This window comes from Bradyrhizobium nitroreducens (assembly GCF_002776695.1).
Lineage (GTDB): Bacteria > Pseudomonadota > Alphaproteobacteria > Rhizobiales > Xanthobacteraceae > Bradyrhizobium > Bradyrhizobium nitroreducens.
The window spans coordinates 7,478,159-7,489,980 of record NZ_LFJC01000003.1 but is presented as its reverse complement, the minus strand read 5'-3'; the positions used below and the strand labels follow the sequence as shown (position 1 = coordinate 7,489,980).

The following is an 11,822-nucleotide window of genomic DNA, read 5'->3' as shown; positions in this document are numbered from 1 at the left end:
AGGCGAGCTGCCCGCCACGCTTCCCTTCATATGCGATAGCCCTGTGTAGTGAGGCGAGAGCGGCGATGCACCGCCCTCGCCCGCGACTACGAGTGTTAGAGCGTCTTCATCTCGACCTTGCCGTCGTTGATCTCGATGAGATAGACGTTCGGCTGGCTCTGGCCGCTCTCCTTGCCTTCGGGGCCGGACTTGCGGAACACGATGTCGCCGTTCAGCCCCTTGATGTTGATGTTCCAGAGCGCCGCCTTGATCGCGGCCGGCTCGGCCTTGCCCGCTTTCTCGATCGCGGCTGCCGCCGTGCGAATGCCGTCATAGCCGCGGAAACTCTCGGTGCAGCCGGCGAACTCGAAGCCGCGCTTCTTCCATTCCGTGATGAAATAATTGGTGGCTTCCGGGTTCGGCGTCTTGTCCGGGAACCAGGGCAGGAAGGTGGTCAGATGCATGGTGCCGTTGGCCGCGGCGCCCGCCTGGGCGATGATCTGGTCCGGGTTCTGCGAGCCGCCGGTGGTGATGATGCGCTTCTTCAGGCCGAGTGCGGCCGCCTGCTTGAAGATCAGGGTGAGCTGATCCACCGCGGTGGTGACGATCACCGTCTCGGAATCCGAGCTCTTGATCTTGGAAAGCTGCGCGCTCATGTCCTGCGCACCCTGGTCCATGGTCTCGACAAGGCCGATGGTGATGCCCTTGTCCTTCATCATCTTGCTGAAGTCCTCGGCGGTGCCGCGGCCCCAGTCGTTGTTGATGACGAGGAAGTCGACCTTCTTCAGCGCGAGCTTGTCGACGATGCCCTTGAACGCGGCGGCCTCGACCGCTGACGGCGGCGATATCCGGAAGATGAAGGGATTGCCCGTCGTCGTGATCTTGCCGGAGGACGAGGTCTCCACCACCATGGGTGTCTCGTATTCGATCAGCTTCGGCATCACCGCGAGCGTCAGGCTCGAGCCCCAGGCGCCCATCAGCACCGGCACCTTGTCACTGGTGATGAGCTTCTCGGCGACGGCGGCAGCTTCCGTCGGGTTACTCTTGTTGTCTTCAATGACGAGCTCGATCTTCTTGCCCAAGATGCCACCCTTGGCGTTGATCTCGTCGGCGGCGATCTTCGCGCCGTTGACGACGTAGGTGCCGGAGGCCGCGAACGCGCCGGTGAGCGGCTCATTGACGCCGATCTTGATGGTCTGCGCCCCTGCGGGGCCGCCGAACAAGGCCGTCGCCAGCGCGATTGTCCCAACCAGTCCGAGTGCTCGTGTCATGTTGTCTCTCCAAATCCCACGCTGTTGATATCCAGGGTCGTCCGAGGCTTCGTCACTCCACGGCGCCGGCACGCCGATCATTCCGCACCATCTTTTCCAGTGAAGACGCGGCCAAACATGCGCACCAGCCGGGCGTGCAGAACTTCCGAGATCATTGACCAGAAGCTGAGCTCGGCCGCGGTCGCCTGCCCCGGCGCTGTGCCGGACAGGTGGCGGTCGAGATTGCCCGCGAACTCCGCAACCAGGCGCTTGGCTAGATCGCGCACGAGGCCGGGCCGGCCGACCTGGGCCAACATTCCCGAGAGCGTGTAGCCGATCGACAGCTCCACGGCAGTCGCCGCGCCGCCTTCCAGCGGAAGCAGGCGGTAGCGAATCTCTCCTTGCGTCGCCGAACGGCTGCGCTGGTCGGTGCCGATGCCGATGATGCGGCCGGAGAATGTTGCGGGATCGCGTTCGACACGCGCGGCGCCCTCAAAGGACGCCGCGATCGGCCCGAGCCGGACGCGGATCGCACCTTCCACGCGCTCCGGCGTTGGCGGCGCCTTCAGCGATACGCCGGGAAGGCAGGATGCAACACCAGCGACATCATCGAACATCGCGAACACCTTTGCGGGTGCGTGCGGCAGCGTGAAGCGCTGGTTCAGAACGGTCGCCGGAGTGAAATCGGGAATGGCACCCGGCGCGACACTGTCTGATGCCGCGGCCAACGCCTGCGTCGCAGGCTGCGGCCCATTTTGACCAGATGTGGCACGCCCTGAACCGGCAGGACCAAGTATGGTCCGGCCGCCATCGGCAAGCGGCGCGATGTTGCGCGCACGCCTTGCTTCGATCACGGACTGAACGGCCCGCACAATTCCGACATAGCCGGTACAGCGGCAGAGATTGCCGCTGAGGCCGACACGAATGCGCCGCTCATCGGCGTCGGGCAGACGCAGCACCAGATCGCGCGCCGAGACCAGCATCCCCGGGGTGCAATAGCCGCACTGAAGGGCATGCTCGCGGGTGAAGGCGGCGCGCAACTCGGTCGTGACCTCGTCCTCATCGAGCCCTTCGATGGTGGTGATGTCGGCGCCCGCGCAGGCCACCGCATAGGTGATGCAGGAGCGCGCCGGCACGCCGTCGAGCAGCACGGTGCAGGCGCCGCACACGCCGTGCTCGCAACCGAGATGGGTGCCGGTCAAGTCCAGCCCATCGCGGACGAAATCGGCCAGGCTGGTCCGCGGCTCGGCCGAGATCTCGACCGCACGGCGATTGACCTGAAGCGCGATCGTGGTCATGCCGCGGCCTCCAGGAGGGCGCGCTTCAACACGCTGACATGGATGTGACGCTGCGCGGCGTCGTCGATGCCGGCCTTGGCGAGAAGCGCATCGGCGACCCTGATGTCGAAGCACTGCTTGTAGTCGCCCGCGATCCGCCCGCCGAACAGCTCGGCGGCGTCGGTGACGACGATCGGCGTCGTATCGATCGCACCGATCACGACGCGCGCCGAGGCAGCGGTCGGATCGATCAGTACCGCGGCGATGGCGTGGGCGAACTCGCCGGTCTTGCGGCAGCTCTTGGCATAGCCCCAATGGGCCGAGGCCGCCCGTGACGGGACGTGAATCGCCTCGACGATTTCGCCCGCACGCAGCGCCGATTCCAGGGCGCCGACGACGAAGGCCTCGATCGCCATCGTGCGAGCGCCGGCAAGGCTGCGCAGCGTCACGCGCGCGCCCAAGGCGGCGAGCGCCGAAATCCAGTCCGCAGCGGGATCGGCATGACTGAGCGAGCCGCCGATCGTGCCGCGGTTGCGCACCGCACGGTAAGCGATGTTGGCGGCGACGCCGCGCATGGCGCCGCGGGTCACGTCGGCGGTGCGCCCGTCCTCGATGTCGGCATGGGTGACCAAGGCGCCGAGCACGAGTTCGCCGCGGGAAACCTCGGCCCGCTTGAGCTCAGCCAGGCCGGAAATGTCCACGATCAGCTCCGGCTGCACCAGCCGCAGATTGAGCATCGGTCCGAGCGACTGGCCGCCGGCGATGACCTTTGCCGAACCGCCGCTTGCGGCCAGCATCGACAGCGCGGCGTCGAGATCGCGCGGGCGCTCGTAGGCGAAGGGCGCCGGTTTCATGCCGCGCTCCTCTCAGTCGCGCGGGCGGCCAGTACCGCTTCGACGACGCGATGCGGCGTGATCGGCGACTGCATCAGCTCGACGCCGAGCGGACGCAGCGCGTCGTTGACCGCGTTGGCGATAGCGGCCGGCGGCGCAATCGCACCACCCTCACCGATGCCCTTCACGCCGAACTGCGTATAGGGCGACGGCGTTTCCATGTGATCGAGCCGCGCGGCCGGAACCTCGGTCGGGCCCGGCAGCAGATAATCGGCGAGCGTCGTCGCGAGCGGCTGGCCGGAGGCATCGAACGGCATCTCCTCGTAGAGTGCGGTGCCGATGCCTTGCGCGAGACCGCCATAGATCTGCCCGTCGACCACCTGCGGATTGACCAGCACGCCGCCGTCCTCGACGATCACATAGTCGAGGATCTCGACCTCGCCGACATCAGGATCGACCGCGACCACGGCCGCGTGCGCGGCATAGCTGAAGGTCCCGCTGTCGCGGACGGGCTTGTAGCCCTGGGTCACTTCGAGCCCGCCAGGATCGACATCGGCCGGGAGATCCTGCGGGCGACGATACCAGGTGTGGGCGATGGTCTGGATGTTGACGCTGCCGTTGACGCCGCGCACTTCGCCGTTCTGCAACACCACGGCGGCCGGATCGTGCTGCAACAGCTTGGCGCCGATGCGCCTTGCGCGTTCGCCGAGCTCACGGCAAGCAGTCGCCACCGCGCCGCCGGCCATCACCATCGAGCGTGAGCCCCAGGTTCCCGTCGAATAGGGCGTCATCGCGGTGTCGCCGAGGATGATGCGGATCTTTGCAACGTCGACGCCAAGGATCTCGTGCGCGACCTGGGCGAGCGTCGTTTCCATGCCCTGCCCGTGCGAATGCACACCGACGCGCAATTCGAGGCCGCCGTCCGGCGTCAAGCGTGCCGAGGCCTGCTCATGACCCGGCACCATGGGGATGCCCCAGCCGGAATAGACCGAGGTGCCGTGCGCCGCCTGTTCGCAGTAGATGGAGACGCCGACGCCGATGCGACGACCGTCAACCTCGCCCAGCCTCTGCTTGGCACGAATGGAATCGACATCGATGGCGGCGAGCGCGCGCCGCATCGCTTCCGGGTAATCGCCGCTGTCGAAATGCTTCCTGGTGATGTTGTCGAACGGCATCTGCTCCGGCAGCACCAAATTGCGCAGCCGCACCTCGCCGGGCTCGAGCCCTGCTTCGGCCGCCACGAGGTCGAGCATCAGCTCCAGCGCGAAACAGACGCCGGTGCGCGCGACGCCGCGATACGGCAGGATCGGGCATTTGTTGGTGGCGACCGAGAAGGTGCGGCAGCGATAGGCCGGCATCTTGTAAGGGCCGGGCAAAATGCTCGCGATCTGCGCGGCCTCGAGACAGGCCGAGAACGGATAAGACGAGTAGGCCCCGGAATCCACGGTCGCCTCGCAATCGATTCCGCGCAGCGTGCCGTCGCGGTCTGCATAGACCGTGATCTTGTAGTGATGCTCGCGGCAATTCGAGCTGGCGACGAGATGCTCGCGGCGATCCTCCAGCCAGCGCACGGGATGGCCGCGCTGCATGGCCAGCCAGGACAGGCAGACCTCCTCCGGCAGCAGAATGCCCTTGTGGCCGAAGCCGCCGCCGACATCGGGCGAGATGACGCGGATCTGGCCCTCCTCCATGCCGAGGCATTCGGCAAGGCCGCTGCGGGTGATGTGCGGCATCTGCGCCGCCGAATGCAGCGTGAGCTGATCAAGCCGCCGGTCGAAGGTCGCAACCACGCCGCGACCCTCCAGCGGCGACATGCATTGCCGTGCCGTCGAGATCTCGCGCGTGACCTTGATCGGTGCGTCGAGCGCGACGGAGATGTCGACCTCGTAATTGGTCTCGAGGAAGACGTTGTCGCCCCAATGCTCATGCACCAGCGCCGAGCCGGGCTCGCGCGCCTTCAACATGTCGTAGACCGCGGGCAGCTCCTCCAGATCGAGCGTCACGGAGGCAGCGATATCCTCTGCCTCGGCGCGCGTCGGCGCAAGGCACATCGCGACGAGCTCGCCGACCTGGCGCACCTTGCCGGTGGCCAGCACCGGCTGCTCGGAGATCTTGAAGCCCGGCAGCCCCGACACCGCGCGGATCGGCTTGATCCCGCCGAGATCGGCGGCCGTAAACACGCTGCCGCGATAACGCTCGGGCACATGGATGCCGCGAATGCGCGCATGCGCCAGCGGGCTGCGCACGAAGGCGACGTCCTGAAGGCCCGCGAGCCTGATGTCAGCGACATATTGGCCGCGGCCGCGCATCAGGCGGTCGTCCTCCTTCCGCGGCAGTCGTGCGCCAACGCCCTGCCCGGATTTGCCAGAAGGAAACTCTCGCTCGTTGCGCAACCCCGCGCCCTCCTTCACCGCGCGGCCTTACGCCGCGACAGCCTGCGGCAGGATCGGCGCGACTGCGTCGAAGCGCGTGCCAGCGCGCAGGCAGAAGGCCGGCTGCAGCAGGCGCTCGGCGATGACCTCGTTCTTCTCGTTGTCGGTGAGGACGAAGCGGCCGTTCTGCTCGGTGAGCACGGAGACGTCGGCGTCCATTCCGACCTTGAGGGCTCCGATCTCCCCACTACGGCCGAGCATCTTGGCGGGATTGGAGGTGACCATCGGCACCACCTGCTCCAGCGACAGGCCGAGCGCCATCATCGAGCTCATCGCCTGCACCAGGCTGAACTTGGCCTGCCCTGCGAACGGATGGTTCTCCTCGTCCTCGTGCTGGTCGGGCGTTCCGGCCGGCGCGGGCACATGCGTGTTGTAGCCGTGAATGTCGGCACCGAGCGTGGTCGGAATGATGCCGGCGGCGATCGCCTTCCTGGCGAGCCGGTAAGAGAAGTGGCTGCCGTGGCCGACGTCGACCTTGAGGCCGCGCTCGAGCGCGGCCTGGATCACCGGATGCACCTCGCCCTCGCGGTTGACGAAGCCGCCGGGATGGCGCGTGAACGGATGAGCGAGAACATCGCCTTCACGCAAGAGCGGGATCACGCGCGTAAGAATGGTGTCGGCATCCTCGCCATTGGCGCCACTCTCGGGCAGGCCCCAGAGCTGGCCGAAATGCACGTAGACCGGAAGATCGGCGCGCTTGCCGATCTCGGCCGCCATCTCGATGACGCGGATGCCCCAGCGCGCAAAGCCGCCGATCTCGGCGTGGGCCTTGATGCCGCGCACGATATCGAGATTGGCCGTCGCCGCCTTCACGGTCGCATCGATGTCGACGCCGTCGGGGCTGTAGAGCTGCGGATAGAAGTGCCCTTCGAGGCCGCCGACGAGATAGGCGGACAGAAAGGCATAGACTCGTGAGGCCGCGGGCTCCGCGATGAAGTGACGAAAGCCGGGCAGCGTCATGCAGGACGGGCCGCCCTGATCGACCAGCGTCGTCACGCCCGACTGCACGCCGACCATGTCGGGATTCATGCCGAAGCGGCCGGAGACATACTGATAGACATGTGCATGGGTGTCGATCAGCCCGGGCAGCACCAGCTTGCCGCTGACGTCGACGATCTCCTTGGCGCTGCTCGGCAGAATGTCGGACGCGACGGCTGCGATCTTGCCGTTGCGGATGGCGACGTCCTTGATGCCATCAACGCCGGAGGCCGGACAGATCACGCGGCCGCCTCGCAGCAGAAGGTCGAAGCTGGCAGTGACGGACATGGCGTCCTCCTCTATCTCATCCATCTCGCGCAGGCGGATGCCCGCGAATTACGAAGCATGCTTCGTATTCTGCAAAAGCAAGCCTCGTGCCATGATCTGGCGGTGGCGGGCGCGTTCGAATCGAGCTAATCGCAGGGGGTTCCGGGTTGGGAGAGCGTGCATTGCGGCAAGCAAAGAAGGGTCGTAGCCGGGCCAAGCACCGCCCCTGGCCATTGTCGCAGCGGCCCGGCTATCTGATCCGTCGACTGCATCAGATTCACGTGGCGCTGTTTCAGGAAGCCTGCGGGCAGTTCGAGGTCACGCCACTGCAATACAGCTTGCTTTCGGCGCTGGCGGTGCGCGAAACCGCCGATCAGACCACTTTGGCGGCCGATATTGCGCTCGATCGGACTACGACGACCGGCGCGCTGAAGCGGCTCGCCGCGCGGCATCTGGTCGAGCGCGCCGTCAACAAGGACGATCGCCGTGCGCGCTTGTGCCGATTGACCCCGGCCGGCGCAGCACTGCTGGTCAAGATCGAAGGCGCGGCGCGGCAGGCGCATCGCGCCACGCTCGGCGATCTCAGCGAAAAGGAACAGGGGCTCTTCATTGAAATGATGCAGCGCATCGTCGCCGGCAATCCCACTCGCGACAGCGCTGCTGCCATATTCGACTAGACGCTGCTGCTGCCGTTTTGGGTTTGGCTGCTTAATTTATCATCGTACCGCTGCCCGGCCGTGCAACGTCCTCCACGTCCTGCCGGCACGTTCGGACGGCGGAGCGACGGCTCGAACGCGGCGCAACGAGCCCGCGCGTGACGGCGGCGTGCGCTTGAAATTCCAGTAGCAATCGAGCCCGTACCCGATTGCATTGGGCCTCGGCGCACGCCCTGTTCCGACCGCCCCATAACCCATGGCACGATTTATGCTGCCACGATGCGAAGCGTGCTTCGTATTGGGGGATGTCATGACGGATTCCGAACTTCGCGCTGATCTTCACAGCATCGAGCCAATTCCCGACGCGGACCGGGACTCGACCGGGCCGCAGCAGATGTGGATCTGGGCCGGCGCCAACATCGCGCCGGTCAACTGGGCGCTCGGCGCGCTCGGCATCATTCTGAAGCTCGGCCTGATGGAAACGATCGCGGTCATCGTGCTCGGCAACATCGTGGGATGCGCGATCTTCGCGACCTTCACGGTGATGGGGCACAAGACCGGCGTCAACCAGATGGTGCTGAGCCGCTCCGCCTTCGGCGTCCGCGGCGCCTACCTGCCGAGCATCCTGATGTTCCTGATGACGCTGGGCTGGATCGGGGTCAACACCTACTTCCCGGTCAAGGTCTCGATGGGCATCCTCGGGCAGTTCGGCGTTCCCGACACCTGGCCGATCGAGATCGTCGTCATCACGCTGGTGATGGCCGTGCAGGTGCTGATCGGAATCTACGGCTTCTATGCGATACGCACCTTCGAGAAGTACACGGTGCCGCCAACCATCGCCATCATGGTGCTGATGAGCGTTTTGGCATGGACGCGCCCGGGTGTCGTCAACTGGAACCTGACGACATCGCTGCCTCCGGGGGCACATCTGGCGATGCTGACGCTGCTGACCACCGCGATCGGGGTCGGCTGGGGCATTTCCTGGGTGACCTGGGCCTCCGACTATTCGCGCTTCGTGCCGAAGAGCGTGCCGTCGAAATCCGTGTTCTGGTACAGCTATGTCGGCATGTTCGTGCCCACGGTCTGGCTCGGCATTCTCGGCGCGACCATCGCCTCGACGACGCTGGATACCGATCCCGCCAAGATGGTGAGCGCGGTATTTGGCGGGCCTGTCAGCATCCTGGTCCTCCTGATGGTGTTGCACGGCCCGATCGCCACCAACATCCTCAACGTCTATTCGGCGACGTTGGCGGCGCTCAGCGCGGGGCTGAAATTCTCCCGTTTCTGGCTCACCGTCATCGTCGGCGTCGCCGGCTATCTGGTCACGCTGTACTTCATCTTCGCGCCGTCTTTCGCGAAAGCGTTCGACAACTGGATGATCAGCCTGCTCTTGTGGATGAGCCCGTGGGCCGGTGTGGTGCTGGCCGACTTCTTCATCAAGCGTAAGGGCAAGATCGACATCGCCGAGCTCTATCGCTCGCCGGAGACCAGCGCCTATGGCGACATCAACTGGGCCGGCATGATCGCCTTCTTTGCGGGCCTCGTCGCCGGCTGGCTGGTCGAAGACGGCCTCGTCGGCGCGCTGCAGGGGCCGATCTCGACCAATCTACTCGGCGGTGCCGACCTGAGCTGGCTGTTCGGCATCGGGGTTGCGGGCCTCGTCTATCTCGGGCTCGGCAAGCTCGTGACTTCGCCCTCCTCGATCGTCGCGAGCAGCGCAGGCAGCTAGCGGCAGGCAGTGACGGTAGACTGATGGACTACGTTCTGCGATCCATTCCCGGAAACGTCCAGTGGGGACTCTGGGACGGACGATTGAAGCCGGCGCTCCGGATCGCATCCGGAGACCGGGTGACCATCGAGACGCTATCGGGCGAACCGGACGATCTGCCTGATCCATCGCTCGGTTTTGAGGTGGTGCCTGGACATGCGGAGGTGCTGGCAAGCGCCTTCCGCGGTCCGGGCCCGCATCTTCTCACGGGGCCGATCCATGTCGAGGGCACTGAACCCGGCGACGTGCTTGAAGTGCGCGTGCTGAATATCGAACTACGCTGCAATTGGGGCTGGAACCTCCAGGTGCCGACGCTCGGCACGCTGCCCGAGGATTTTCCCGAGTTTCGTCGCATCTACATTCCGCTTGACCGCGCGCGTAACGTGGCGCGCCTGCCCTGGGGACAGGAGCTGCCGCTGTCCCCCTTCTTCGGCAATTTCGGCGTCGCGCCGCCGCTCGCCTGGGGCCGGTTGTCCTCGAAGGAGCCGCGGGCGTTCGGCGGCAACATGGACAACAAGGAGCTCGGCGCAGGCAGCACGCTGTATTTTCCCGTCTTCGTGCCGGGCGCGCTGTTCTCCGCCGGCGACGGCCATGCGCTCCAGGGCGACGGTGAGGTCTGCCTGACGGCGATCGAGGCCGCGCTCACCGGCACCTTCGAATTCCACGTCCGGCGCGATCTTCGCCTCACCTCCCCGCGCGCGGAAACCGCGGTCGACTGGATCACGATGGGATTCGACGAGGACCTCGACGATGCCGCCAAGGCGGCGCTGCGCGACATGATCGCGCTGATCCGCGAGAGGAGCGGCCTCAGCGCGCAGGACGCCTATACCCTCTGCTCGATCGCCGCCGACCTCAGGATCACGCAGATGGTCGACGGCAACAAGGGCGTCCACTGCGTCCTGACAAAATCCCGCATGCCCTGACCGCGCCCTTCTCCAGACCAGGCGCCAAGCGATCCGCGCCTGATCAGATCAGGCTCGACTTGCCGCGGCTCAGCACCTCGCCTGCGCCCTTGTCGCCGACGATCTCGCCCTGGTCGTACACGACCCGCCCGCGGGCGATGGTGGTGACGGGCCAACCGGTGACGTCAAAGCCTTCCCAGGGCGTATAGTCCGCGCCATGGTGAAGATCGGCCTGCTGAATCTTCTTCTTCAGCCTGGGGTCCCACAGCACGATATCGGCATCGAAGCCGACGCCGATTGAGCCCTTGCGCGGATAGAGGCCGTAGATCCTCGCGTGGTTGGTCGCCGTCAACTCGACGAACCTTTGCAGCGTGATGCGTCCCTTCGAGACGCCTTCCGAGAACAGGATCGGCAGCCGCGTCTCGACGCCGGGAATGCCGTTCGGCACCCAGCGGAACGAGGTGCGGGCGTTCGGCGTCAGCTTACCCCTGGGGTCATCGTAGCGGAACGGGCAGTGATCGGACGAGAAGGTCTGGAACACGCCTGTGGTGATGCCCTCCCAGATCGCCTGCTGGCTCTCGGCATCGCGCGGCGGCGGCGAGCAGACGTACTTCGCGCCCGTGATGTCCATGTTCAGGCCCTTCATGTCGTCGGCCGTCAGCGTGATGTATTGCGGGCAGGTCTCGGCATGAACAGGCAGGCCGCGCTGCTGCGCCCAGCGCACCTGCTCCATCGCCTCGCGCCCGGAGACATGCACGATCATGATGGGCACGCCGATCACCTCGGCATGGCTGATGGCGCGATGCGTCGCCTCGCGCTCGACCGCCTGCGGCCGCGACACGCCGTGATAATAAGGCGCGATGTGGCCCTCGCGTTCGAGCTTCGAGGTCAGGAAGCGGATGGCATCGTAGCCCTCGCAATGGACCATGACCAGCGCCTCCTCGCGGCGCGCGACCTCGAACACCTCGAGCAGCTGCTTGTCGCTGAGCACGAGGTCGTCATAGGTCATGAACACCTTGAAAGAGGTGTAGCCGTCCTTGACCAGGGCCGGCAGCTCCTGCCCGAGCACGACCGCGGTCGGATCGGAGATGATGAGGTGGAACGCAGTGTCGATATAGCACTCACCTTCCGCGAGTTTGCGGTAGTTCTCCACGCAGGTGCGCAGCGAGGTGCCCTTCTCCTGCAGCGCGAACGGCAGCACCATGGTGTTGCCGCCGGCCGCTGCTGCGCGCGTGGCCGAGGCGAAATCGTCGGCCATCACGACGTCGGGGCCGGAGGGCTGGGAGATGTGGACATGGCTGTCGATGCCGCCCGGCAGTGCCAGCAGGCCGGTCGCGTCGATCTCGCGCGCAGCACCTTCGAGATGATCGGCAATGCTGACGATGCGACCGTCGCGAATGCCGATGTCGGCGCGGAACTCGTCGCTGGCCGTCACGATGGTGCCGCCGCGAATGGCGAGATCGAGCTGGGTCACAGGCGC

At 65.9% G+C, this 11,822-nt stretch carries 9 protein-coding genes; 3 read left to right on the top strand and 6 right to left on the bottom strand.

Features of this window, described 5'->3' with window-relative positions:
* Positions 1-95 precede the first annotated feature (95 nt).
* From TSA1_RS35445 to TSA1_RS35425, 5 genes are all read right to left on the bottom strand, one after another.
* Complete coding sequence (locus tag TSA1_RS35445) at positions 96-1,250, bottom strand: ABC transporter substrate-binding protein (RefSeq protein WP_174719219.1); 1,155 nt, start codon at positions 1,248-1,250, stop codon at positions 96-98.
* A 77-nt stretch (positions 1,251-1,327) separates the two neighbouring features.
* Positions 1,328-2,527 (bottom strand): xanthine dehydrogenase family Fe-S subunit, encoded by a 1,200-nt coding sequence (locus tag TSA1_RS35440; RefSeq protein WP_100180364.1) that lies wholly within the window; start codon positions 2,525-2,527, stop codon positions 1,328-1,330.
* Positions 2,524-3,360 carry an FAD binding domain-containing protein gene (locus tag TSA1_RS35435; RefSeq protein ID WP_100180363.1) on the bottom strand — a complete coding sequence of 279 codons (837 nt, stop codon included), beginning with the start codon at positions 3,358-3,360 and terminating at the stop codon, positions 2,524-2,526. The genes TSA1_RS35440 and TSA1_RS35435 overlap by 4 nt, the downstream gene beginning before the upstream one ends.
* The gene (locus TSA1_RS35430) at positions 3,357-5,648 is read right to left on the bottom strand and encodes a xanthine dehydrogenase family protein molybdopterin-binding subunit (RefSeq protein WP_245448494.1); all 2,292 of its coding nucleotides are present in this window, start codon (positions 5,646-5,648) and stop codon (positions 3,357-3,359) included. Before TSA1_RS35430 ends, TSA1_RS35435 begins: the two co-directional genes overlap by 4 nt.
* Positions 5,649-5,759: 111 nt before the next feature.
* Positions 5,760-7,037 (bottom strand): amidohydrolase/deacetylase family metallohydrolase, encoded by a 1,278-nt coding sequence (locus tag TSA1_RS35425; protein WP_100181520.1) that lies wholly within the window; start codon positions 7,035-7,037, stop codon positions 5,760-5,762.
* A gap of 161 nt (positions 7,038-7,198) precedes the next feature.
* On the opposite strand from TSA1_RS35425, the gene TSA1_RS35420 reads away from it, so the two are divergent.
* The 3 genes from TSA1_RS35420 to TSA1_RS35410 all read left to right on the top strand — a co-directional run bounded on the left by TSA1_RS35420 (position 7,199) and on the right by TSA1_RS35410 (position 10,363).
* Positions 7,199-7,693: a MarR family winged helix-turn-helix transcriptional regulator gene (locus tag TSA1_RS35420; protein ID WP_245448493.1), complete on the top strand. Its 495-nt coding sequence runs from the start codon at positions 7,199-7,201 to the stop codon at positions 7,691-7,693.
* Positions 7,694-7,982: 289 nt separating this feature from the next.
* Positions 7,983-9,401, top strand: a complete 1,419-nt coding sequence (locus TSA1_RS35415; protein ID WP_174719218.1) for a cytosine permease — start codon at positions 7,983-7,985, stop codon at positions 9,399-9,401.
* Positions 9,402-9,421: 20 nt separating this feature from the next.
* Positions 9,422-10,363, top strand: coding sequence for an acetamidase/formamidase family protein (locus TSA1_RS35410; protein WP_430649807.1), 942 nt, complete (start codon positions 9,422-9,424; stop codon positions 10,361-10,363).
* A gap of 43 nt (positions 10,364-10,406) precedes the next feature.
* Here the strand turns inward: TSA1_RS35410 and hydA are convergent, their stop codons facing one another.
* Positions 10,407-11,816, bottom strand: coding sequence for a dihydropyrimidinase (gene hydA / locus TSA1_RS35405; RefSeq protein WP_174719217.1), 1,410 nt, complete (start codon positions 11,814-11,816; stop codon positions 10,407-10,409).
* Between the last annotated feature and the right edge of the window lie 6 nt (positions 11,817-11,822).

Coding starts and splice junctions, on each gene's coding strand:
- TSA1_RS35445 (WP_174719219.1), bottom strand. CDS start 1,250: ATGACACGAGCACTCGGACTGGTTGGGACAATCGCGCTGGCGACGGCC.
- TSA1_RS35440 (WP_100180364.1), bottom strand. CDS start 2,527: ATGACCACGATCGCGCTTCAGGTCAATCGCCGTGCGGTCGAGATCTCG.
- TSA1_RS35435 (WP_100180363.1), bottom strand. CDS start 3,360: ATGAAACCGGCGCCCTTCGCCTACGAGCGCCCGCGCGATCTCGACGCC.
- TSA1_RS35430 (WP_245448494.1), bottom strand. CDS start 5,648: ATGCGCGGCCGCGGCCAATATGTCGCTGACATCAGGCTCGCGGGCCTT.
- TSA1_RS35425 (WP_100181520.1), bottom strand. CDS start 7,037: ATGTCCGTCACTGCCAGCTTCGACCTTCTGCTGCGAGGCGGCCGCGTG.
- TSA1_RS35415 (WP_174719218.1), top strand. CDS start 7,983: ATGACGGATTCCGAACTTCGCGCTGATCTTCACAGCATCGAGCCAATT.